The 24,978-nt window shown below is 42.4% G+C and carries 22 protein-coding genes; 3 read left to right on the top strand and 19 right to left on the bottom strand.

Features of this window, described 5'->3' with window-relative positions; genetic code table 11:
* Nucleotides 1-13 precede the first annotated feature (13 nt).
* Both rfbF and L6466_RS13460 read right to left on the bottom strand, forming a co-directional pair.
* Nucleotides 14-820: a glucose-1-phosphate cytidylyltransferase gene (gene rfbF, locus L6466_RS13455; protein WP_237802554.1), complete on the bottom strand. Its 807-nt coding sequence runs from the start codon at nucleotides 818-820 to the stop codon at nucleotides 14-16.
* Nucleotides 821-1,447: 627 nt separating this feature from the next.
* Nucleotides 1,448-1,747, bottom strand: coding sequence for a hypothetical protein (locus L6466_RS13460; protein WP_237802552.1), 300 nt, complete (start codon nucleotides 1,745-1,747; stop codon nucleotides 1,448-1,450).
* Between L6466_RS13460 and L6466_RS13465 the strand changes: the two genes are divergently transcribed.
* Nucleotides 1,746-1,901, top strand: a complete 156-nt coding sequence (locus L6466_RS13465; RefSeq protein WP_237802551.1) for a hypothetical protein — start codon at nucleotides 1,746-1,748, stop codon at nucleotides 1,899-1,901. The genes L6466_RS13460 and L6466_RS13465 overlap by 2 nt on opposite strands.
* Here L6466_RS13465 and L6466_RS13470 read toward each other — a convergent pair.
* The 11 genes from L6466_RS13470 to L6466_RS13520 all read right to left on the bottom strand — a co-directional run bounded on the left by L6466_RS13470 (nucleotide 1,888) and on the right by L6466_RS13520 (nucleotide 17,657).
* Entirely contained in the window at nucleotides 1,888-3,216 is a 1,329-nt protein-coding gene (locus L6466_RS13470) for a UDP binding domain-containing protein (protein ID WP_237802550.1), read from the bottom strand. The two genes, L6466_RS13465 and L6466_RS13470, sit on opposite strands and share 14 nt — an antisense overlap.
* A gap of 700 nt (nucleotides 3,217-3,916) precedes the next feature.
* Nucleotides 3,917-5,701 carry an AIPR family protein gene (locus tag L6466_RS13475; protein ID WP_237802549.1) on the bottom strand — a complete coding sequence of 595 codons (1,785 nt, stop codon included), beginning with the start codon at nucleotides 5,699-5,701 and terminating at the stop codon, nucleotides 3,917-3,919.
* A gap of 29 nt (nucleotides 5,702-5,730) precedes the next feature.
* A complete protein-coding gene (locus tag L6466_RS13480) occupies nucleotides 5,731-6,564 on the bottom strand; it encodes a DUF2806 domain-containing protein (RefSeq protein WP_237802548.1) in 834 nt (277 codons plus the stop codon).
* A 28-nt stretch (nucleotides 6,565-6,592) separates the two neighbouring features.
* Nucleotides 6,593-9,019, bottom strand: a complete 2,427-nt coding sequence (locus L6466_RS13485; protein ID WP_237802547.1) for an amidohydrolase family protein — start codon at nucleotides 9,017-9,019, stop codon at nucleotides 6,593-6,595.
* 25 nt (nucleotides 9,020-9,044) lie between these two features.
* Nucleotides 9,045-11,531, bottom strand: coding sequence for a hypothetical protein (locus L6466_RS13490; RefSeq protein ID WP_237802546.1), 2,487 nt, complete (start codon nucleotides 11,529-11,531; stop codon nucleotides 9,045-9,047).
* Between the two features lie 4 nt (nucleotides 11,532-11,535).
* The gene (locus L6466_RS13495) at nucleotides 11,536-12,207 is read right to left on the bottom strand and encodes a hypothetical protein (protein ID WP_237802545.1); all 672 of its coding nucleotides are present in this window, start codon (nucleotides 12,205-12,207) and stop codon (nucleotides 11,536-11,538) included.
* A 7-nt stretch (nucleotides 12,208-12,214) separates the two neighbouring features.
* Nucleotides 12,215-14,509 (bottom strand): DEAD/DEAH box helicase, encoded by a 2,295-nt coding sequence (locus tag L6466_RS13500; protein WP_237802544.1) that lies wholly within the window; start codon nucleotides 14,507-14,509, stop codon nucleotides 12,215-12,217.
* A gap of 3 nt (nucleotides 14,510-14,512) precedes the next feature.
* Nucleotides 14,513-15,844 carry a radical SAM/SPASM domain-containing protein gene (locus tag L6466_RS13505; protein WP_237802543.1) on the bottom strand — a complete coding sequence of 444 codons (1,332 nt, stop codon included), beginning with the start codon at nucleotides 15,842-15,844 and terminating at the stop codon, nucleotides 14,513-14,515.
* A gap of 217 nt (nucleotides 15,845-16,061) precedes the next feature.
* On the bottom strand, nucleotides 16,062-17,081 hold the full coding sequence (locus tag L6466_RS13510; RefSeq protein ID WP_237802542.1) for a M42 family metallopeptidase: 1,020 nt from the start codon (nucleotides 17,079-17,081) through the stop codon (nucleotides 16,062-16,064).
* Between the two features lie 137 nt (nucleotides 17,082-17,218).
* On the bottom strand, nucleotides 17,219-17,524 hold the full coding sequence (locus L6466_RS13515) for a hypothetical protein (RefSeq protein ID WP_237802541.1): 306 nt from the start codon (nucleotides 17,522-17,524) through the stop codon (nucleotides 17,219-17,221).
* The gene (locus L6466_RS13520; RefSeq protein WP_237802540.1) at nucleotides 17,511-17,657 is read right to left on the bottom strand and encodes a hypothetical protein; all 147 of its coding nucleotides are present in this window, start codon (nucleotides 17,655-17,657) and stop codon (nucleotides 17,511-17,513) included. Before L6466_RS13520 ends, L6466_RS13515 begins: the two co-directional genes overlap by 14 nt.
* Nucleotides 17,658-18,470: 813 nt before the next feature.
* Between L6466_RS13520 and L6466_RS13525 the strand changes: the two genes are divergently transcribed.
* Together L6466_RS13525 and L6466_RS13530 are read left to right on the top strand one after the other, a co-directional pair.
* Nucleotides 18,471-19,031 (top strand): HU family DNA-binding protein, encoded by a 561-nt coding sequence (locus L6466_RS13525; RefSeq protein ID WP_237802539.1) that lies wholly within the window; start codon nucleotides 18,471-18,473, stop codon nucleotides 19,029-19,031.
* Between the two features lie 749 nt (nucleotides 19,032-19,780).
* Entirely contained in the window at nucleotides 19,781-20,200 is a 420-nt protein-coding gene (locus L6466_RS13530) for an N-acetylmuramoyl-L-alanine amidase (RefSeq protein ID WP_237802538.1), read from the top strand.
* A 4-nt stretch (nucleotides 20,201-20,204) separates the two neighbouring features.
* Here the strand turns inward: L6466_RS13530 and L6466_RS13535 are convergent, their stop codons facing one another.
* The 6 genes from L6466_RS13535 to L6466_RS13560 all read right to left on the bottom strand — a co-directional run bounded on the left by L6466_RS13535 (nucleotide 20,205) and on the right by L6466_RS13560 (nucleotide 24,853).
* The gene (locus L6466_RS13535) at nucleotides 20,205-21,149 is read right to left on the bottom strand and encodes a GDP-L-fucose synthase family protein (protein ID WP_237802537.1); all 945 of its coding nucleotides are present in this window, start codon (nucleotides 21,147-21,149) and stop codon (nucleotides 20,205-20,207) included.
* 203 nt (nucleotides 21,150-21,352) lie between these two features.
* Nucleotides 21,353-21,745 (bottom strand): GxxExxY protein, encoded by a 393-nt coding sequence (locus L6466_RS13540; protein ID WP_237812990.1) that lies wholly within the window; start codon nucleotides 21,743-21,745, stop codon nucleotides 21,353-21,355.
* 288 nt (nucleotides 21,746-22,033) lie between these two features.
* Entirely contained in the window at nucleotides 22,034-23,161 is a 1,128-nt protein-coding gene (gene gmd, locus L6466_RS13545; protein ID WP_237802535.1) for a GDP-mannose 4,6-dehydratase, read from the bottom strand.
* A gap of 34 nt (nucleotides 23,162-23,195) precedes the next feature.
* Complete coding sequence (locus L6466_RS13550; RefSeq protein WP_237802534.1) at nucleotides 23,196-23,558, bottom strand: four helix bundle protein; 363 nt, start codon at nucleotides 23,556-23,558, stop codon at nucleotides 23,196-23,198.
* Nucleotides 23,559-23,696: 138 nt separating this feature from the next.
* Nucleotides 23,697-24,110 carry a hypothetical protein gene (locus tag L6466_RS13555; protein ID WP_237802533.1) on the bottom strand — a complete coding sequence of 138 codons (414 nt, stop codon included), beginning with the start codon at nucleotides 24,108-24,110 and terminating at the stop codon, nucleotides 23,697-23,699.
* A gap of 245 nt (nucleotides 24,111-24,355) precedes the next feature.
* Nucleotides 24,356-24,853 (bottom strand): hypothetical protein, encoded by a 498-nt coding sequence (locus tag L6466_RS13560; protein WP_237802532.1) that lies wholly within the window; start codon nucleotides 24,851-24,853, stop codon nucleotides 24,356-24,358.
* Nucleotides 24,854-24,978: the final 125 nt, after the last annotated feature.

Genomic DNA, 24,978 nt, shown 5'->3' on the forward strand with positions numbered 1-24,978 from the left:
TTTCACTTTTTAATCAAATTGCTTTAAGGGGATTGGGCACCTGCCTATCCCATTTTTTCCATGGTGCCTTATCGTTCTTCAAGAGTTCTTCCAGCATATTTTTCTCTCGGATATTATCCATGCACTGCCAGAAGCCTTCATGGATATAGGACATCAGTTGACCTTCCATTGCCAACTGAGTGAGAGGACCCTTTTCAAAATTAGTGGTATCACCCTCGATATAATCAAACACCGCTGGTTCAAGTACCATGTAGCCTGCATTAATAGGTGCGCCATCTAGTTGGTTCTTTTCACGGAATGCCCTAACGGAATTATTCTCGATACTTAAAACGCCTTTCTCTTGTGCCATCTTTACAGCTGTTAGTGTTGCCAACTTGCCATGGCTTTTATGGAACTCTAAGAGTTTGTTTATGTCAACATCACAGACACCATCACCGTAGGTCATCATAAAGGGTTCATCGCCCACGTATTCCTGTACGCGCTTAATACGACCACCAGTCATGGTGTTGTAACCTGTATCAACAACTGTCACCTTCCAAGGCTCCAAATGGCTATGGTGAACTGTCATCTCGTTCTTCCCGTCTCGGAAATCAAAGCTGATGTCAGAGTTGTGAATGAAGTAGTTGGCAAACCACTCCTTGATATACTCCTGTTTATACCCAGCACAAATGATAAACTCATTGTGGCCGTACCAAGCATACTCTTTCATAATATGCCACAAAATAGGCATTCCACCTATTTCTATCATTGGCTTGGGTTTAAAAACCGACTCCTCGCTAATACGGGAACCAAAGCCTCCGGCTAATAATACAACTTTCATATCACCTAATGGAATTAAATTCTTAAAAAATGGGGCAAGATTACCAAGTTTTATTGAACCTTGATTATTTATGAGAGAGCCTGATAAGAGCCTGCCCCATACATAACGATTTTTTATATTCGCTGCTTCACAGCAGTATTAAGTTGTTCTTTGTACATGGACTTGCAAAGCAAGATAATCAACGAAATTGCCTTTCGCATTGCGTTCCGTGCTAGATTCCGGTGTCACATTCAAATAAACCTCAATATCAGATACTATCTTGCTTAAATATTCACAGACCGCCCTTTCCAAATCATCCTTACTACCAGGAAAAGGAGTAACGCAATCCACTTGCAATAGTGGATACTCTCCCACGTTAGATTGAAGGAAGGGCACTAATGTGTCTGGTCTATTGAATTGTCCTTTATTGTATATCAGGGTAAACATCTTGTTAAATGTTAACTTGTTAATTGTTAATTTTGAGGTTTTGCTATGTTTGACAGGAAGCGTGCTTCTGTCATTGGAAAATCTTATCTCTTTCTTAAGACTCGCTGACGCTCGAATAAGCGACAAAGTCGAGCGGACAAAAGTGATAAACACCACTTTTCAGAATCGAAATGTGGCTGTAAGCCTCTTTGAGATTTCCTTTTAAGGCTTATCTCGTTGCTCTTTAAAAGCTGACAGATCAATATTTGGTATATAGCCTACTGTCTCACCTACCTTGACATTACTTTTCTGTTCCTTATCTAAATCATCTATCTTCTCGTCACGAACTTGATTATCCTTATCATCAGAAAACCAAATAATAACAGGTACAATAACAGTTAAACCAGAAAGTACGCCAACAACATATTGCTTATCGAGAAATGAGATTATAGCGCAAATGATGGCTCCAATAATCACAAGGAGCATCAATATCTTTTTCCAGTTCTTACAAATAAAGTTCATGTTTTTTCCTTTATGTAAGTTGCTCTACCAATTATGTCTGGAGCTGTGCTCCTGTCAGATAAATAATCCGCTCTCTTCGTCAGATGTGAGCGACACCGCTTTCTGTAATCGCGATGTGGCTGAAAGCCTCTTCGAGATTACTAGTCCCTCTTAAATATGTCTCTTGTGTAAACCTTATCTTTTACGTCGTCCAAACAAGCATCATAGCGATTGGCAATGATGGCCTTGCTTTGATCCTTGAACTTCTCCAGGTCGTTAATCACCTGGCTACCGAAGAACGACTGGCCATCGGGGATCGTAGGTTCATAAATGATAACCTCGGCACCTTTAGCCTTGATACGTTTCATAATGCCTTGAATGGCACTTTGGCGGAAATTATCGCTGTTGCTCTTCATCGTGAGGCGATAAACGCCAATGACACATTTCTGCTCACGGTTGGAATCCCACTGACTACTACCATCGTAATAGCCAGCCTTGCGCAACACCTCATCTGCAATGAAGTCCTTACGGGTTCGGTTGCTCTCAACAATAGCTGTCATCATGTTCTGTGGCACGTCAGCATAGTTGGCCAGCAACTGCTTGGTGTCCTTTGGCAGACAGTAGCCGCCATAGCCAAACGAGGGGTTATTATAGTGCGTGCCAATACGTGGGTCGAGACCTACACCAGAAATAATGGCCTGAGAATCCAAGCCCTTGACCTCGGCATAGGTGTCGAGCTCGTTGAAGTAGCTGACACGAAGGGCGAGATAGGTATTGGCGAACAATTTCACTGCCTCTGCTTCAGTCATTCCCATGAAGAGTGTATCAATATCTTCCTTAATGGCTCCTTCCTGCAACAGTGCAGCGAAGGTCTTGGCCTTTTCTTCTGCCTCTGGATTGCCAATAGCTGTAATAGCAGCATTCTCTTCATCCCACTTCTTATTGCGATCTGTTGGGAATATCTTTGGGTAGCCCACAATAATACGACTCGGATATAGGTTGTCATAAAGTGCTTTGCTCTCGCGAAGGAACTCTGGTGAGAACAGGAGGTTGAACTTTTTGCCTTTGAGGGCAGGGTCGGTCAGGAACTTCAAGGCGTACTTAACGTACAACGAGCGGCAATAACCCACGGGAATGGTGCTCTTGATGACCATCACGGCATCGGGATTGACACTGAGCACAAGGTCGATGACATCCTCAATGTGATGGGTATCGAAGAAGTTCTTCTGAGGGTCATAATTGGTGGGGGCCGCAATGACTACATAGTCAGCATCCTTGTAGGCTGCTGCACCATCGAGAGTGGCTGTAAGGTCTAATGACTTTTCAGCCAAGTACTTTTCGATATAGTCATCCTGGATGGGGGAAATGCGGTTATTGATTTTCTCCACCTTCTCAGGGATGACATCCACTGCCGTGACATGATTATGTTGCGCTAAAAGCGTGGCTATGCTCATGCCAACATAGCCGGTTCCTGCTACTGCTATATTCATTTTTCTCTTGATTTGATTTCTAAAAAAAGGGGCAAGGATTATCAGGTTATTGAACCAGGGAGATGTTAGATGGCAGATGGAAGATGTGTTTCCTACCACCATTAACAACTGCGATTCCATTTACCTTTTGAATATTTGTTATTAAATAAGGGAGGAAAGAGTCACATTATTCTTGCGTCCCTATGGTAGCAAGCGGTGCAAGCACCGAGCGGAATCTTGATTTTTTATGATATAAGATGGAAGAAGGAATATGTAAGATATGTTTCTTTCCACCATAATCAACAGTGATTCACATCCCTTATATCTTTTTGTATTTTTGAAAAGGAGGAGAGGGAAACCTTTATTGAACCTTTGTATTATGAGAGAGGTTTGCACCTCCCCTCCTGTTAAAGCTATTTTTATTTGTTATTCAATTATCAATTATCGTTATCTGCTCCCTCAGCATTTTCGTGATCGAAGGGTGAATCTTAGAACTCCAGGAAAGGCAATGGATGAAAATCCGGCCGGGATTAACCGATGGGCGAAGCTGGGCTTCGCCGGAATTACGGAATCACGAATCTAAGGAATTACGGAAAAGAGCTTCGCAGGATTTACTGTAGGACGCGAGGACAAGTCTGCGTCTCACATGGTTACCATGGACCCCATTGTCCCTTTTATGTTACTAATTATTCACACATCGTACTTTTTACGGCTAGGAAATCTAATATCCAAAAAAATTTTTTAGGTCGCGGTTCAATGTTCTGCCTTTATAATATGCGCCCCAGTTGGCATCAACAGTCTTCTCGCCTGTTTGCGGATCATATAACTCGCGGAAGTAATAATACTTATTTGTATCATCAGCCCTAACAGACTTCTCGAATTCCTCCCATTTTGAAATGATATCAGTTAGTTCCTTATCTATGGATTCTTCGAAGTCGGAAGGATATATAGATTCATTATATCTATGTGAGATAACACATGCTATGGCAAAACGAGCGAGATTCTTCACATTAAATGATGAACTCTGATAGTTGTTGATACGTTCAAAAGCCATATAAGCGTAAATACATTTGCGATAATCCAGATCTTCTGGGACTATTGTATCAAATGTACGTTTCTCAAATAGCGTATTGATTGAAGTTGATCTTGCCCTAACAGGTTCGTCTTCTACTGCCAAGCAGATACGTAAGAACTGTTCACGGTCTATAATCTTGGACCTTTCGATATATTTCTTTCGTAGGCCATCACCAAATTCACCTCGTTTGCGCTCATAATAAAATCCAAAATCTGCAAAGATTAACTCCTGAAGCTTTACCTGGATAGCATCGTTAGCTCGTCTGTCTGCTTCATATACGGGAGACTGTTGGTTGGTCGCTATAGAAATGTCTTCTATCAATTTCAGTTTATCTTTCTCACTTCTCTCACTGGCATTGAATGAAATGATTTTCAGCAGCACTTCCTTATTATCAAACACGTCAAGAGTATTGTTTGCAAGATGATTATCATATATTACACTTAACGTATAGGCCGTCTGACCACCGTTGATTATCTGAGGATTGGTGACCATTATCTCTGCCTTGTTTTTCTTTCCGACCTTATCGCTATAGATGGTTTCATCGGAAAGCATGGTGATACCATTATTAAAGAGAGCAAACTCGTTTGTAGCTATATTTTCAATAGAATTGGCAATCTTAGCATTGACACTTCCACTTTTTAAATCAAGATAACTACGGGGATTAAACTTTAAAATGGAATTCTTATATTTAGATAATATCTTGGCTATTTCTATTGTCGGAACATAAAGCGCATTAACTGTGCATTCTCCATAATTCGTTTCAGGATAATACTGGATTCTGTGACCCGCGCTTTCCTTATCAACATTCAATGTAATCTTTAACTCCTTGATATTAAAATATGAACCGCTAATAAGAGGGAATAACAGCTCTTTGTATACACGCTCATAATTATATACCTCGACAGCATATCCACCTGTCAATTTCCTCAACTTAGGAGCTAAAGAAGATTTCAGATTCGCCAGAAGGATTACCTTTGGCGTATATTTAGGAATATCAGAAATCTCTCCCAATCTACGGATAAATCCTTGAATCTTTCCATTGTATTGCGTCCCGTTTTCATCAGTTTCTTCTCCATCCAGAATACGTGTGATATCCATTGCCAACAGCTCCTCCATCGTAATCTCCTTATTTTGGAAGTTGGCATCAGTCGTCCTGAATTTAGATTGGATGAAGTAGATTATTTTATCTTCTTCATCAATGTAATAAGCATCTATTCCTCCATCAGAAGGTCCATCGGTAACTAGGGCTTCACGTTCTTCAAAATTAATCAATCCAAACTTAACCTTAAGAAACATATGGATATATGCACGGGTACGAGCCTGATTGATTTTGATCTGATCTGATGAATCTGGATAATATCTGCGATTCTCCGAAGGAGCTTCACATCGCAGACTATCAATTACTTTCAAAAGGTCGTCATATTTTGCCATAGTAAATAAGATAAAGATAAAGGTTAATATTATTTTTTCACGACACAAGCATTTGCAGCTCCCCTTTTATTGAGATATTCTAACAGTTCTTGTACAAATGTGTCGTCTGTTTTGCATTCTAATAATTGACATATCTGGAAACCGGTATCCGTAAAAGTGAATACATGCAAGAAGACTTCACCACTAGCCAATTTTAAATCTATATCGCACGATTTACACTCTAAGACGCAGTCCTTATCTATCGTTATTGTACCTTTTGATCCGTTGACAAATCCGCAATCAACTAATGACTGGAACTGATTAAAACGGAAGAATTTGTTGTCATCCAAAATAAAATCTGGTACGTAAGCATTCTCTATAGACATTTTACATAATTCTGCAAACCATTCAGCCTCATGCCTCTCTATTTGCTTCAAACAAGTCAGCGTTCGCTTATAATACTTACCCGGCTTTTTTATTTCACCTGCTAGAATCTTTGCCCACAGAACCCTAATTTGATCGTCAGAACAGTCTTTAGCGCAATCAAAGAAGTGAGCTGACCACTCGTCGCTTGGCAAATTAGCGGGCAACTTTGACGGATCAAGACCTTGGAGCTCAGCCATAGCACCTCCATATATTTCAGCGATATTATGGAGTTCGTTGCGGTCTCTGGAAGTCCTGGCAACATTAATTATATCCTGAGCCATTGCCTCCTTTAGAGCAATTATTGCATTCTGATTTGAACGCTCTTGCTCTATCACCATTTTAGCTCGTTCGTCCCTTTTGAGAACAAACGGATGCATCAAGGAACTGATGCCTTTATCAAGGCAATCAACCACTCGCTTTAATGGCTCACTGAGTCCAGCTAAATCTTTTATGTTCATAGCAAGGAAAGATAGTTAATGGATTGTTCTAAATTTCTTTTAAGAATCTTTGTTCCACTGACATTTTTCTCACCCTATTCAGCCACTCTTTAATGGCCCTAGGTGAATTCTTAAACCTCTCATCATCCGTCTTTTCAAGAGCGATCCCCATCAAGGCGTACTCACGCTCAAGTGAGGTTGAGAACACACCAGAGTCGTCTGTATTGATCGAAACACTTATCTCATGAGGAGGATAAGGTGTATTCAACCCAAAATTGTTGAACTTAAAGATAGGATGTTCAATATAATCCTTCATCTCTCCAATCCTCAAATTAGACGAGGGGTTGCACTCAATGGCAATATGTAAACGTTCCACTTTGGAAAGCAACAGTTCCCTTACTTCATCCACCATCTTCACAAACTCAATATAATAATTGTGGGCTATGGGAAGAATTATTGACTTATTTCCCTGCTCCTGCGCTTTTTTGTTGTAGTGGTATTCAAAATACAAGGTCCTGGCTTTCTCATTGTTTCTTGCTCTATTCACATCTGATTCCTTGTCATTCAGCGCAGCCTTACTCCAATCGCTTAAACTATCCTCCTGCTTCGCCTTTTGCAATACCGTTTCAGGAGCATCGCCTCTTAAAAGCCAGGAATCGTAATAGTCGTGAATATCAAACTGGACATCGCAATCTGTATTATCATATATCAACTGAAAGAGGTGCTTGGCCTCATATTCCAGATACTCACATAAAGATATGCGTCCTACCAAATTTGCCACACGTACATACAGCCAAACAAAGTTGTCCAAGATCACCTGTCTTGTGGCTCGGATGGCCTTTCCTCTACTCTTATAATACACTTCCACATCAGTACCCAGTACCAAGGCATGTCCCAAACGGTCATTGCTGCGAAAGTTCATAAAAGTAAGCACCTCATCTACGGCACGAAGGCCATCTACTACGTCATAAAAGTCTTCACCCACATGATATGTCATTTTCAAGACAGCTGGATGATTCTCGACTTCATCCTTAATGATATGGTGTCTCAAAAACCTAAAGGCCTGTGCAAAAACTTCTGGACGGCACTTAATCTCTGAATTTGCAGCATCAATACCAACCACTCGCGATGCGCTTTTATAGCCTTTTCTCCTATAATCATAAAGGGCCACAGCCTGTTTCTTAACCTTATTACGAAGTTCATAATGCCTCGGCAACAATTCTGAAGGTTTTCCGTCAGATGTCTTGATGAAATGGAAGATATAATAGCCGTTAAAACGCTTGTCATCCTTGTTTTTCCATTTTTTGACATGGTTATCCATCATAATGACAGAAGCACTATTTTCCTCTACTGTATTCTTTGGAGTCACTCTTGCCTCCATATATCGATTCGGACTATTTGGTCTCAGGAAGTTCAGAAAAGCCATAGGTGTCAAAAGGCGTTCATAAACAGAACCGTCGGGAATAAAACAACTCTTTCTCTGCTCATATGTGTCAAAATTCGCAAACCCAACCACATCATTCATCTGGATTATTTTTTCCCTCAACTGCTGTTTGAACACAATATATGCATACAGACACAATGCAATATCCTCATTTCCGTCATAAGCTTTGCGGAAAGCATTATAAAGAAGACTCCTCTCGCCTGTCAGTACAGAAAACACATCTTCAGAACCATCTGAAATAGCATAGTCGGGACACTTTCCACAATTCCCGATATTATCATAGAATCGCCCATAGGTAGTTCTATAATTCCAAGCACAGGCTGACATCTCAGACAGAATCGGTTGTATTTCCTCTATACTTTTTCCATTCGCGAGTTTCTCAATCCATTCCTCGGGCAGTGAGCAGTTACTCTCACTCTTTGACAAGAATAGGAAGAATCGCAAAGCAACGGCCAATGCAACACATTCATACAATTCCCGCAGATCATGTGATTTCTTGTCTATACCCCCAAAAGTCTTTTTACCAAACAGGCTCAAAAATTCTCTTTCACGATGGCATGGATAATTCATTAATGAAAGCCAACTTAGTTCGAAATTTGCAGAAGAGCCTTTCAAATGCGCATGCAATTCAGAAATAGGCAAAGAGAAAAGATGATTCACATCGTTAGTTTCCACTTCCAGATATGGAGGCCATCGGAAGTTTTTTCTAGCTCCTATTCCCCGTCCCAAGTCGTAGGCAGCCAAATAGGCTGTCGTAAACATATCCTCACCTAGTCTTGTTGTTGCCTCATGCCACTCGTCAACACTCCTGTACCTGCAATATAACGTATGGTCATTAACAATCAGTTTGTCTTTGGTAAAGTGAAGCAATATGTTCAGTACAGATGGTGTTTTTGAAAAATGTAACCCGCATGTATCCTCTGGACAACAGAAATAATAGTCTCGAATAACATTCAGGTGGACATCTAATTGATCCAACGAGCCTACTATACCGCGACGACAGGCACGGTATTTATAAGAATCCTTATCCAAAGTGTTAACCGGTGAGCTTAATCCACTAAGCTTCGCCTGTTTTGTCAACGCTTGAATTAGTCGTCTCGGTGTCGGTTCCTGAAATGTTAGACGTATTGTTTCCTGTAACATCTTCACGATAATTATCTAGTGAACTAGCGTTTACAAGCAAATTATTCAAGAAATCCGGATTATTACGCATGCTCTGGATAGCATCCATGATGACTTTGAGGAAAGTCAAATGTATCTTATTGTAATTTTCCTTGTCTTCAGCCTTATATTCATAAAGAGGGAAGGCATAATTTGCCAATTTATCCAATTCAGAGAAGAACAGTTCAAATCCTGCAAACGATTCAGTTCCTTCACATCTGACGATGATGTCCTGAAGTACCTCGAAATTTCGAAGCGATACGCGATGAATATAACCATAATCATTCTTTTCGTCCTCTCCATTAATAATTCTTTTTTTGAAAGAATCATAAGAAGCACTTTCCGCCATCACTTTGTAGAAATCCTTGTCGTAGCGGGAAATAGACTGGTCGTATCTAGTAATATTGAAAAGAAATGCACCAGAACTAATAACCACCTGGCTCTTTGTCGTTTCAGTGGGGATTGTCTCCCATTGCTCATAAAGTCGGACCGACTCATCCTTATCGTTTACTCGCACATAATAAATGGACAGTACAAGCACTTCTGCCATTAGGACCTTGGATTTTTCCTCATCTGTAAGTGTCTGTTTAGTGCAAATATCCTTGCATTCATTTACCAATGCGCGAAGCTTCTCCGCATTCAAGATAATATCAGTATTTGTCCTTTTCAATTGTACGAATGACCCTCCAATAAGCTTTTCATAATCATAATACATGCTCCACTTGTCCTGACGCAAGATGGAACTCCTTGTCTTACCGTCACTTCCCTCCAATTTTCTCTTCAAAGGTCTCTTCTTTTCTTCAAGCTCTCCCAATATCTCGCAATATGTATCATAGAGAAGCATGGAATAATAGGATTTGATGAAGAATAAAAACTTACGGTCTTTTTCCTGAATCAGACGAGGCTCAATTTCTGAAATCATTGTCAGAATGTCGGAAGTAGAAACTGGAAGATACCTATTCACCTCTGGTGAGGCACTTAAATAATCCCTGAACCGAGTCTTCATCATCTCCAACAGAGTTTTATTAAACAGTGTCATATCAAGAATGCTCCGCAACTTAAGTACATGTTCCCTATCATCAGAAATTAAGTTCGAATGTACCCATGTCCCATAAAAATACTCTTTGAAGAGCGTCTTGTTATGCGGGTGTTCCTGATTATCTGCATGGTAGTCTGGCATCGTTATCAGAAGCTTCATCAACTGACGCAGTTCCCTAAGATTTCGCGGAACAATGTAACTTTCATAGTAATTGGTGTTATAAAACAGATAACGAGTTTTCTTGAGAATCAATTCCAATAGAGCCTGTTTTACAGAAACGAATTTTCTTCTGCTAACCTCCTTATTCATATTTTCTTCATCGGAATCTATAGGACAATCCAGTCCTGCCTCTGTGACAAATTTTCCAATAATATACAACTCGTAGTCATGATAGGTGGCCGGTTCAGGCATTTGTATACAATGACTTTGAGGAAACACCTTTGTGAGGTACTTCTCAGCTAGTTCTTCACAACATGACTTCTTTGAACCGTCTTTCAGCCCACTCATAAACTCCCTAACCTTTATTAATTTCAGTTGCTCCAGACTGCACGACACAAAAACCAGTAAATTAGGCTGAACGAAGTATTTACGCATGGATTCTATCATCTCTGATGCCTGAGCAAAATCCATATCCACATCATCGATACGCAATATCAGCACCGTGTCTTTCCAATGGAAACAATCGATGTAGGCATCAACTAACTCCTTGATAGTACGTTTCAAATTAACGGATGCAGACGCTTCTTCAACATATTCCATCAAATCTTCGTCTGAAAAATTGTCGTTTTTCCTTTCTTGATAGAGCCTATGAAGTTGGGAATGCGCTTCGCGATAACAGGAAAGGAATTTCTGTTTATCATTGGTAGAAATACGTCCGTTCTCAGAGTCTTCAATTTGCTGTATAAAACTCTTATACAATTTTGCCAAGAATAATGACAACAAATTGTGAGCCTTATCAAAATAGGCTGGATCTATCAAATCGATAGTAACAAACTTGTCCTTATAAATAAACGGATGTGTTCTTTCCTTTACACACTTCTTCTTTATAAGCATATCAGCAACAGATATCATACACGAAGTTTTGCCCGTGCCCCTACCGCCTTCAAACGCGAAGATATTGTTATTGTAGTCAATATCATCATGAATATGCTCCGTATAATTCTTATCCTTACTTTCCTTCTGATTCTCCTCTGTCTTCTCCAATTCCAGTTCTCTCAGATACGACTCCACCTGAAGCAAAGCCTGTCTGTACTGGGGTTCAAACAGTTTTCCTTCAATTTCAGCTTCTTTGATGGGACGGTTGTCATTATCAAAGTTGAATGTGATAGGTCTCTTTTCTGTCATAGTCTTATACATTTGCGTTAATCCATTTATCCATTGCGATATTAACTGGGTCTGCCTCATAATAATTACCAAAGCTGACCTTCATGAACAATTTCTGATAGTCTTCCTTCAAGTTATTAAAAATTGTATATGAAGCACGTACTCTACAACTGCTAAGCTTGGCCTCTTCAGAATGTTTCTTGGCCGTCTCCATACCTTCACCATTCCAAGCATATACAGATTCTTCTCCATTCAAGCTCTTTATCAACAGGACCTTTCCATAATGCATCCCCACTCCGTAACTGATTTGGAATTTATAAACTCTATTTATCAATTTAAATAAAGAATTTATCTTTCCAACGCAATCGAGTGTTGCATCAATATCTGTCTTGAACGGAGTATCGAATATGGCCACAATATAACTACCCAATGACAAGACGTCCCTACACTTGGAGTGCTCACAGAAAGCCTCATATATAGCCTTTGTGATTGTAGAACAATCGGTCTGTTGCTTGGTTTCAGACCAATCAACATAAACACTGACCACAGTCACATATACAATACCATTTTCAAAATTATCCCAATTCTCTACCTCACCCATATTCTGATACACCTTGATTTCCGCATTGCCCAACAATGCGGATTTGATAATTCCAGAATATTGATCTATATCTATTGTAGGATGAAATTTTATCATAATATTTCTAACTCAAAAGAGTACGCAATTCTTCAATTGAAAGTTTTCCACTATTGAGATTGAACACGTCTGCCGTCTGCTGTTTGCTTTGCTGCAAAGCCAGTATTTTCTCCTCAACGGTATCTTTACAAATCAGTCGCATTACTTCAACGGGGCGTTTCTGTCCTATGCGATGAGCTCGGGAGAAGGCCTGTGCCTCCACGGCAGGGTTCCACCAGTCATCCAGCAGCAACACGTAATCTGCCGCAGTAAGGTTAAGGCCAACGCCTCCAGCCTTGATACTGGAGAGAAACACCTTTACTTCATCTTTGGTCTGAAATATTGAAACTGGCGTCTCACGGTCGGTAGTGCTGCCATAAAGTGAAACGTAAGGTATGCGCTGTTCCTTAAGATATTCTTCCATTTCCTCCAGTGCCTGCACAAACTGTGAGAATATAATCAATTTGTCGTCTTTACCCAGTTGCTGAATCTGCCCCAAAGCCAATTGCATCTTGGTGGATATATGTCGCCCACCTTTGTAAAGCGAGGAAGGCAACAAATTCACTGAGACACAAGCCTGACGTAGCCTTAGCAAAGCCTCAAGGGCTATGCTAGTAACGCGGCCACTGATTCCGTTCTTTAATGCCTTATTGAATACGCTATGTACTCTGTTATACGTTTCAGATTCTTCTTTGTCAAACGTAACATATATATTGCGCTCAGTACAAGGAGGAAGTTCCTCCAAATACTCATTCTTGGTTCTCCTGAGAATGAACGGGTTCAACAACTTGGATGAAACCCTCAGGAAGGAATCCGTATTGGTGGCTCCGTCGGATAATTTTTTCAAGCGGTCGTGTACAGACCTCATTCCCTTCATGAGAATGTAGAAGTATGACCAAACATCGTCAATCGCATTCTCAATGGGGGTTCCCGTCATCACAATGCCGTGACTAAAGTCTAATTGAGAGATAACCTTGTGCCGTTGAGTGTTGTCGTTCTTCAGCATCTGCGCCTCATCCAGAACCAATGTATCATAATGGACTACCTTGTAATAACTGATGTTGCGGCGCAACAAATCGTAGGATATGATGTGTACCAACTTGTCCTGCTCGGGCACCCGTTGATTCAAGGACACCTTTCCATCCCATGAAAGAATGAACCGCAGTATCTCTGCATTCCAATTGGTCACCAAAGAAGTAGGCACTACTATCAGTGTACGAGTATTGCCCGTAGAAAGCAGATGTGCCAACACTTGAAGGGTTTTGCCCAAGCCCATCTCGTCAGCAAGTATGCAGCCTGCCTGTTTTTTACGCATGGTGGCAAGCCAGTAAACGCCATCCCACTGATAATCACGCAGAGTTGCCGTGAAGTTCCGCTCAATGACATCTTCTATGGCATTCTTTTCATCAGGTGTCAGCGTTATCTCCTTGTACTTCTCAATCAGGTTCTCATCCTGGATGAAATCATTAACAAAAGATTCATTATCCTGTTTGGAAATATCATCCTTTGAAAAGAACGCTGTGTAAGACCGACTTTGTTGAAAGTTGCGGCCATGCATATAAGCATCCAACAGTTTGGCTGTAACATCATCATCAGTCAATTTTGCATCAGTACTGAACCAATCTATACCAGAGGAGGTGCGTTTGAAGTGCACCTTTGATGCCGCGGACTTACCTTTGGCGTAGAGAATCTCCCAACCCAGACTTTCAAGATTCTTCAGGAAAGCCACTTCGTATGCGGGTAATGTAATGGTTCCATCGACTGACAACTCACAAGGTGACAATGTTTCTAACCATATTGATTCCTCTTTTGCATCCCTCTTTTTATAATTTCCATCAAGAGTTCGAATCGGGTACTCATTATAGAAAGGCAAGGTCTCTGCTACTGCATCTTGATAGCGGAAGCGTACTTCTATACCGCTTTTCCAGTTTTCAAGGTTGGTGACATACAATGTTCCACCCAACAGATTGGCAACTGGGAAACTGCCACTTGTACTTGTTAATTTTAGTTGTCCTTTCTTTAACGATCGACTATTACCACTTTGTATGAAACTGTATGGGTTTTCCCCTAACAATGTTACCACTTCTGGTAATGACAGTTCTTTACCAGAAATCCGGAACGGCTGGTATTCGAAGCCTAGATTATTCAGCATTGCAGCATATTTACGTGTTAGCGGGTTGTCATCTATAGCAAGTTCTGACACGGTCACTTTGCGCACGAAAGGAGAAATCTGCGAAGAGCCACCTTCATTACAAACCTCTAAACACACTTCCTTAAGTGACTGTTGTTCCTCTACGTAAATATTTGCTATCCTGTAGGACATAATTCAAAATGAGTACTGGTACTCGTAGCTTTCAATCATCATCTTGAGCAGATGCTCATTGGGGCCTTGGCATTTGAGTTGTTTCAGCAGTTGGCCTATACTCCACTCTTTACCCCTGAAATCATATTCATCAATCCTACATCCACCTCCGCAAATGTATCTTAAAACGCAGGTGCGACAAGGATCTACATATTCTACGCTAGTTTCAAAATGCGCTTGTTCTCCCTTCTGCAGGAAAAATAAAAGAGGATGGTCTTTGACATTACCATGAGAGGTTACTTCCAACACTCGATTGCAGAAATACACATTTCCGTCTGCGGCTATTGACAAGCCTCCGAATCCACAGTTTCTTGATACCAGATTGGGGGTATGACCTTCCATAAAGGACTGGTATTTGGCATTGGCATCTATCAGTTCTTCTATCTGTCGGATGCGAGCCTCGTAGGCTTTGTTTTCATCTTCTGTATATGTTTTTGCCCTTCCGGGTAGGATTTTCTTTGTGAGTTTGAAGAATACCTTTTTATCGGTTGCTTCGTTTATTCTTTTGACCAGCTCGACATATTTGTCTGCGCTGTCAATATTGTCATTGGTGAATGTGGTTGCCACAGATACACGTACTCCGTTATTGGAGAAACGTACAACTTGGTTTACCAACTGTTCAAAAATGCCAGCCTTACGCACTTTGGCATTAGATTCATCATCAACTCCATCAATACTGATCTGAACTTCTGCCAGAAGTGGCGACAGTTGGTCTATCAATTCATCAGTCCACAGGATACCATTCGTTAAGATCGTGCTTTGAAGACCTTTTTTGTGTGCTGACTCAATGATGGTTTGGAAATCAGGATTCATCAGTGGCTCGCCACCAGTGAAAGTAACGAATTGTCCTCCGGCTTGTGTGAACTCATCCAAAACACGAATCCAGTCATTGACAGAAAGCTCATTCTTCAGTTTTTTACCCGCTTTCATAAAACAATGTGTACAGGACAAGTTGCAGGCATTGGTGAGATAAATATTAAGCATTTTGTACCCTTGCACGAAACTAGGACTTGGAATCTCATCCAAACCTGCAAATTGACGTGCCATAATAGCTGAGAGGAGTTTCAAAAACGCTTTCTTATCATCACCGTTCCCGATTCGCCCCAATACCTCACCAATAGTTTCACCCTCCCGTAAAGACTGTAGGAAGTCCTTGGTACGATTATCGGGCAACACAAGCCAATTAGCGGTTTCTACAGCTATGGCCAAAATCTTGCCAGAATATGGGATGTACTGGATATCAGAAGGAAAATGAAGACGATCTCCTAATTTTATTTCGCGTGATTGTTCTTTCATTCAATTAGTGTTAATTCCAGTGCCAGGTTGTGCACTATCTGGCACTGGATTAGATTGGTAACAGAATTTTAGTTTCTGTTAACGTCACAACTCTTGAAGCAATACATTGCTCCCATACGAGTCGATTCGTTGGACTCTTTTTCAGCCCAGGTCAAAACAATTTTTTCCTCCATGGTGAAAAAAAATTAAGTAAAACATTTAGTTAACTATATCACAATTAAAAATTGTGCAAAACGAATTGCCCCAAGAGTTGTGCCGTTTGACGAGCATCGTCAACGGAAACCATCTCGTAAGGGGTATGCATATAACGGCACGGAATTGAAACAAGTGCAGTCTTGATACCACCAGAACTGAGTTGCATGACGTTGGCATCAGTTCCCGTAGGTCTGGCTATGACCTCATATTGGACAGGAATATCCTTCGCTAATGCCTTTAACTGGTGACACACCCAGGAGTTAATATTAGGTCCCATCGTTATAACTGGTCCGTTTCCTAAATTAATACGACCTGTAACCTTTGTGTCAGCAGTAGGATAATCTGTTGCATGAGTAACATCAATAGCTATACCCACATCTGGGTGGATATAGTCTGCCGCCGTCTTGGCACCTCTAGCCCCAAGTTCTTCTTGACAAGAAGATACAAAATAAACGCTGCAATTCAAAAGCTGTTCAGCAAGCATCTTTGCAGTTTCCAACAGCGTCCACACACCTATACGGTCATCTGTGGACGGGCTCGCCAAAAAACCATTCTCATAGAATACCACATCCTTGGCATATGTAACAAAGTCACCTATCTGTACTCTCTTTTCTGCATTTTCTTTTGAGTTGGCAGCAATGTCAATCCATATATCGGAGACTTCCAGTTTTTTTTTCTCTTCTCCTCTTGTCAGATGGATTGCTTTTTTACCTATTATACCAGCTATTTTACCTTTCTCTGTATGGATATCAACCTTACGCCCAGGTAGCAGATCAGTATCAATACCACCTATTTCCTGAACATAAAGGAAGCCGTTTTCATCAATATTGCTAATCAAGAAACCGACCTCATCACAGTGGGCAGAAAGCATTATTTTAGGAGATCCCATTGGGCCCTCTCTAACAGCAATGATATTACCCATGTTGTCAGTCTCTACCCTGTCAACATATTTTTTAATATGCTCTTTAAAAATGTTCTGAAACTCCTCTTCATATCCAGAAGGAGCAGGAATTGTCAGTATATTTTTGAGAAACTCATCCATTTTATCTCACTTTGTTTTCCAATAATACATCGTAGTTCTACCTTACACGCGTCAACGACACGGTCTCTAAAGTGAAAGCACTCATGGTGCTCGTTCTCTTTTTTAGTTCGAGCAATCCCAACACCACACTCGGTTTATCATCGGTTCATCTGAGCAGGAAGGATTCTGTCAACGATGGCAAATGAACCATCAATATGATAGACATACACCCACTTGCGGTTATGTGACACCATACGACGGGCTTCAGGATGAATCCTTCGAAGCGTGGCTGAGGTACTGCGACCATAACACTCGGCATAAACCGTCAGCATTTTTATCTCGATACGCATATTGTTGGCATAGCGGATTGCGCCTTCCTCGGTCATCATTGCCTTGAGGAACTTACGCAATTCAACCATGTCAGCACGCGCTGCAAGACTAATTCTGACTTTATAGGTCCGCATAGTCCTCGTGAACCTGAGAGATTAGTTCGTCAAAATAGTCGTCGACAGACATTGTGCTGGCCATCACACGTTCGAGAGTGGAAACAGGCTTTGTTGTCTGATTTGTTGTTGATGTATTGTTGGCTGCTATCATATTCTTATTTATTATTTATGCAAAGTTACACATTTTATTTCATTGGCAGACATTTCTGTCTGCATTTTAACACTTGATATATTTTGAATCGCCCAGAAGGCGAGAAATCGTACAAAAATCTGAGTAAAAAAATACAAGGACCTAGAGATCCGAAAACACTCAAATTTGGGTTCTGTTTTACCTATATAGCTGAAATCGTGAATTGACTCGAGTGATTTCATGAATTCAGCTAGTTCAATCGATGATTTCACTCGAGTGACGATTTTGGGGGTATTAGGGCAGAGGAGAAAGACCCAGGGAGGAGGGGCTTCTTCACTGTATTTGATAATGATTTCTTTGAGATGTTCAAAGAGATTGTCTCTGAGTTGATCCCACATGTGCGTTTTACACACGACATAAAGGAGGACCGCCAAGACGTAGTACACGTGGACGGGTTCGCCCGTCAGTACTTTTTTAATACCGGATGGCTGATGTGTAGTTCTGCCATCATTTCCTTTACATTACAACCGCTCTGCAAACGATAGTCATCGATTACACTGCCCAGATCCTTCAGTAGGGCGTGACAGCGGTCTTGACGAAATTTCGCCGAAAATGTAAATCTCATCAGTCTAATGTAGATTTTTAAAAATGATTTATGATAATTAATGTTAATATATTACCCATTTGGTTTCACGGTATACCGAGGAACCTCCTGGACGTGAATTATAGTACCTTTGCACCGTCAGCCGATGAGACACAATGTCGTGTTGAACGGAAATACTGAGTCCTCTACTGACAAGGGGCAAATAAATGATTTCTACACAGTTTATTAAAATGTTTAACAAGCTCAAGAATGAGCAGATGGTACAGGCTCGCGTGGTAAACACCCAGACCGTGGGTTTCAACGACTGGTGTAACCGTATGGCGAACGGCAGTACCGTGACTGCAGCCGACGTGGCGGCTGTGATGCAGCAGATCGAGGATAAGCTGCCTGAGATTGTGAGTCTGAACGCGAAAGTAATCTGTTCGCCTAACGGATTGGTCTTCCGTCCAAAGGTGTCAGGTCGCATCTCGCAGAGTGAGCTGAAAGCAAAGCTCGTAGCTCGTAAAGCGGCGGAGTCGGATCCTGAGAAAGCTGCTCAGATCAATGTGGATCGTGAGCTGACCACCAGTGACCTCGCCATTTCTGATTGTATCGCCACCATCGAAGTGGATCTCCCCAAGAGCTGGAACGACATCTTCAAGAAACGCGTAGAACTGAAACGTGTCAAGAAAGCGCTCACGGAGACCGTGGAGGAGACTGACCCTCAGAACAACACGGAGCCTACAAACAACACCGGTGAGAACACGGAGCCAACGAATGGCGGTGAGAGCGGAGGTCCCGTTAATCCCTGATGATGGAAGAGGGAAGATGGAAGATGTAAGAGGTCTGAAGGCTGAGGGCTGAGGGAGGGCGGCTGATGTCTGAAGGCTGATGTCTGATGTATGAGGGCTGAAGGGCCGTAAACAATTGACAATTGATAATTGACAATTGATAATTATCAGAGGGAGGGTGGCGGGAAATTTTATATTATCAACTAAATTTATATTGTATGAAGACAGGTAACAAGAAATTATTGAAGTTCGGTATTCAAACACTTATCAATATCTTAACGGCCATCGTGGCGGCGCTGGGGGCTAGCTCATGCGTGGTACATTAAACATGAAAGATGAAACATTAAATTTCAGTTCTTTTTTCGAACATCGAAAGGCACGAAAGAAACGAATGGGCTCACACGGAGATTTTTTCGAACACGGATTTCACGGATGAAACGGATAGGCTCGCGCTAAAGCGTGAGGAGGTCGCCTAGAGGCGAGTAACCGAGTTCTACTCGCTTCGCTCGTCGAAGAAATCGATCAAAAATCTGATTCAAAATCTTAGGGACCTAAAGGTCCAGAAATCTAAGTCACACAGATAGCACAGATGACACAGATAGGAGAATCGCAGGCGATTCTTGATGCGGCAACACTAGTGCTTTTATTGCGAACACAAATCTCACGAATTGCACGAATAGGCTCGCGCTACTATAGATTCGTATATTTAGTGACTTTCGATGTTAAACATTAAAGATGAAACATGAAACATTAAATTTCAGAAAACGCTTATGAGAAGCATTAAGCTGATTGTGGTACATTGCTCCGCTGTCCGTCCGGGACAGCAGAGCTCCGCAGAGGATATTGACAACTGGCATAAGGATAAGGGATGGAAGGGCATCGGGTATCACTATGTGGTGCGTCGGGATGGGACAGTGGAGCTCGGGAGGCCTCTCGAGGAGGTTGGCGCTCACTGTTATCCTCATAACCGCTACAGCATCGGGATTTGCTATGAGGGTGGACTGGATGAAGCGGGGAAAGCCGCAGATACCAGGACGCCGGAGCAGAAGCGGGTGCTGAGAGAACTCCTAGAGGAGTTGCATCAGCGGTTCCCGGAGGCGGTCATCGTAGGACACCGGGACCTCACGCACAACAAGAGGTGTCCGTGTTTTGATGCGGTGAGGGAATACCGGGACTTGCAACCGAAGTGACAGGCTAGCGTTCTGCACGCATCGGGTTGTGCAGGAAGTCCTCGTAGGCCAGGCGGATACCGTCTTCAAGTTCAGTCTTGTAGGTCCAGCCCAACTTAGTGGCTTTGCTCACATCGAGGAGTTTGCGTGGGGTGCCATTCGGACGAGTGGTATCCCACTCTATTTTTCCCTTATAGCCTATCACCTTGGCAACCAGCTCTGTGAGGGCCTTAATAGTGAGCTCCTTACCGGTACCTGCATTCACCGTTTCGTTGCCTGAGTAGTTGTTCATCAGGAACACACAGAGGTTGGCAAGGTCGTCCACATAGAGGAACTCACGGAGTGGTGAGCCATCTCCCCAGCAGGTGACGCTCTTCAGACCGGCCTCCTTGGCTTCATGGAAGCGACGGATAAGAGCAGGGAGCACGTGGCTGTGCTCAGGATGGTAGTTGTCGTTGGGACCGTAGAGGTTGGTGGGCATCACGGAGATGTAGTCGGTGCCGTACTGGCGGTTGAGGAACTCGCAGTACTTGAGGCCACTAATCTTGGCCAGGGCATAGGCTTCGTTGGTCTTCTCCAGCTCACTGGTGAGCAGGCAGCTCTCGGGCATGGGCTGAGGAGCCATGCGGGGGTAGATACAAGAACTACCAAGGAACTCGAGCTTCTTACAACCGTTCTTCCATGCAGCATGGATGACATTCATCTCGAGGATCATGTTGTCGTACATAAAGTCGGCCAGTGCGCTCTGGTTGGCGACAATGCCGCCTACCTTGGCGGCTGCAAGGAACACGTACTCGGGCTTCTCCTGAGCAAAGAAGGCCTCTACGGCATCTTGGCGGGTGAGGTCTAGCTCCTTGTGGGTTCTCAACACCAGATTATTATATCCTTGTCTTTGCAGTTCACGGACAATGGCGCTACCTACCATACCTCTATGTCCTGCGACATATATCTTTGAATCAAGATTCATCATATTTTTATTTTTAACATCGAAAAACTCTAAAAACACTAAATTTTGAATGTAGACGACAATCATCATTATGATTGCTTTGTTGCAAACAAAGGTTGCTGTTGTTTTGAATCACTTCTGAAAGCGAACTTTCAAGATGCTTCCAAATAACATCAACTTATCATCTACATTCTTTTTCGAATATTCCGCGTATTTAGATGTTTAAATTAATACCGAACTATTCGTTCGGGTTTTACCTTTGTGTCATTGAAGTTCACCAAGAGACCAAGCTTATATCCTGTAATAGCGAGGTAGTTAATGACTTGAGCTGTATGAATAGGAAGAAGTTCTTCTACCGCTTTTAGTTCTACAACTATTTTGTCGAAACATACAAAGTCAGCTATGTACTTCTGTTCGAGCTCCTCGCCTTTATATATAATGGTGAAGCTCTTTTCACGCTCAAACGGAATACCCTGATGTTTTAGTTCCTTTTCGAGAGCTTCTTGGTAAACCTTTTCAAGAAGTCCTGGGCCTAATTCTTTGTGAACCTCGTAAATGGCACCTGTTATCTTGTAAGACTCCTTAGGGTATAACAGCGACATTTCTTTTTCATTTAACATCGAAAAACACTAAAGACTCTAATCTTTTCGTTTCTTTCATATCTTTAGATATTCTCCATTTTGCATTAAAGATCTCGAAGAGTTTTAATATTTCGTCTTTTTCGTGTCTTTAGATGTTATATTACTTTTGCATTTAACATCGAAAAACACTAAAGACTCTAATCTTTTCGTTTCTTTCATATCTTTAGATATTCTCCATTTTGCATTGAAGATCTCGAAGAGTTTTAATATTTCGTCTTTTTCGTGTCTTTAGATGTTATATTAAATAATTCCGTTTTAGATGCTCTATTATTTTACGATGCCCTTTTCGAGGTACTCAGCGAGGTTGGTGCGGACCTTGGCAGCTGCTCCTTCAGCAGCAACCTTGGCAATATCATGTTCAACCATAATCTTCACCAACTCCTCGAAGCTGGTCTTGTTTGGGTTCCAGCCCAACTTAGCTTTTGCCTTAGTTGGATCGCCCCAAAGGTTAACGACGTCGGTGGGACGATAGAAGTCAGGGGAAACCCTTACGACTACGTCGCCGGGTTTGAGGGCTGATGGCTGATGGCTGATGGCTGAGTTGATGGTTTTTACTACGCCAACTTCGTCAAGACCTTTTCCCTTGAATTCGAGTTCAATACCTGCATGTTTGAAAGCAAGTTCCGTGAATTCACGAACAGAGTGCTGAACACCTGTAGCAATCACGAAGTCCTCTGGTTTATCCTGCTGAAGAATGAGCCACATACACTCCACATAGTCCTTGGCATAGCCCCAATCGCGCAATGAATCCATGTTACCAAGATAGAGACAATCCTGTACTCCCTGAGAGATACGTGCTGCTGCAAGGGTAATCTTACGGGTGACAAAAGTCTCACCACGACGCTCAGACTCATGGTTAAACAAGATACCTGAGCAGCAGTACATGTTGTATGCCTCACGATATTCTTTCACGATCCAGAAGCCATACTGTTTTGCAACAGCGTATGGACTATAAGGATGGAACGGCGTGTTCTCGTTCTGGGGAACTTCCTCTACCTTACCATAAAGCTCTGAGGTAGATGCTTGATAGATACGGCAGGTATCAGTCATACCCAGCTGGCGGACGGCCTCGAGGATGCGGAGGACGCCAACGGCATCGACATCAGCGGTGAACTCGGGGGAGTCGAAGCTGACCTGCACATGGCTCTGTGCTGCCAGATTGTATATCTCATCAGGGCGTACCTTACCAATCACGCCCAGCACACTCATAGAGTCGCCCAAATCTGCATAGTGCAGGTGAAAATGAGGCGTACCCTCCAAGTGAGCGATACGCTCACGGAAGTCCACGCTACTGCGGCGGATAGTGCCGTGCACATCATATCCCTTCTCTAATAAAAACTCGGCCAAGTAACTACCATCCTGACCAGTAATACCAGTAATTAATGCTGTTTTCATACTTTTGAAACCAAAACCATAACGAAAACCAAAACTATTGACGCAATGAACGGATTAATCCCGCAAGTTGCTTTTCGATGTTGATGATTCCGTTATGCAACTCTTTATATTTTTCGTTATCTATATATCCTATTTTGTTTGCAATCAGCAGCTGTGTTTCAACTTCGTAAGCACTGCCTAAAGCTGTATCAAGATAGTGAGCAAACTCGACATTTGAAGGCTTTGCAGAACCTTCGGCAATGTTGCTGCCAATACTTACTGCTGCCCGCTGAAGTTGATCACATAGCCCTTTCTTCTCGAACCAAGGCATTTTATCTGTCTGCTGGTAGATCTTCGTACTATACTCCACCGCATCCTGCCATACCTTGTAGTTCCTAAAATTGCGGGCTTTATCCATTCTTCGTTTTCGTTTATCAGGCGCTTGGTCTCTGCTCTTGCATTATTTTCTCAGGTTGAGGGAAGAAATTATTCCCGCAGGGTTACCGGGTTGTGGGCATGTCGCCAGACCAGCCGTGGATTTAATAGATTAGCCCTTCTAGGCGGAAGCCGTTCCTCCCAATTCAATGGGAGGACACTCCGCGTACACGAACTCGAAGTACGGCAGGGAGAACTCCTGTTCCAGTAATTCGGTGAGCTGCTCTTGAATTGGCTCTGCCCACTTGCCCACCAACACAATAAACTTGTCAATAGTCCATGCTACTCGGCCACATTCGCGTTGCTTGATGTCAGATGTTTGATGTAAGAGGGAAGATATTGGATAATCTATGACATCAACTCCTTTGGCCCTCGACTCCTCCACCATCTGAGGCGTCAGTTCCTTCTTGCGTACGCCAAACAGCGTATTGTCCTCTGGATCGTACCAGAAAATGCCCACGCACGGCATCTGCTCGTCGAAGGACTTCATGTCCTCCATCTGCGCCTTATGGTCTTTATCTGAAAGTTGTGTCATTGTTGTTGTTTTATATCTAACATGTTTGTTTTTGTTTGAACACGGATTGCTCGGATTGAACGGATTCTCTTTTTATTTTGATGACAATCTTAGGAAAGATTGCTTTGTTGGGAACAAAGGTTGATATTGTTTGGAGGTATCTTGAAAGAATACTTTCAGAAGTACCTCAAAATAATCTCAACATATCATCAATATAAAAACACTCATCTTATATCCGTGGTGTCCGTTAGATCCGTGTTCGTTTATTATTTAACAATGCCCTTTTCGAGGTACTCGGCAAGGTTGGTGCGGACTTTGGCGTCGGCACCTTCGGTCAGTATGCCATTGGCCACATCGGCAAACTTGGAGAGGTCGGCCTCGTGAAGAGGATGATACATGCTTACGACTGTATCGGCTCCAAGGCCTTTGCGCTGCATGAAGGCAAAACTACGGCGTGACAGCCACTGGTAGTATGCCAACACCCAACCTGCCCAATATTCGGGACCGGTGGTGTAAGTGCCGTCGTTCTTGTCGGAAATACTGCCGCCTGACTCCTGCACGACCAAATCGGCCAACTCGGCACCCGACATGCCTACCAGATAGCGGGGATTGCCCTGTGAAAACTGGCGTGACACACTGCTAGACAAGAACTTCTGGTAGAACTCGCCTATCGTGTAGCCGTACTTACGCACACCGCAATCCATCATCACGGCAAGGTTGCGCATGGCTCCGTTGAGATATGTCTTCTTATATGCCCTGGCCATTCTTCCAATTATTTTCGTCTTTTCGCGCTTTTTCGTGATCCAAATTTTATTGCGAAAGAATGCTAAAATACCGAAATACGCGAAAACTTGTTCTTACTGATGACAATCATCGTGATGATTGCTTT

The sequence above is a fragment of the Prevotella communis genome (genome assembly GCF_022024175.1).
Taxonomy (GTDB): domain Bacteria; phylum Bacteroidota; class Bacteroidia; order Bacteroidales; family Bacteroidaceae; genus Prevotella; species Prevotella communis.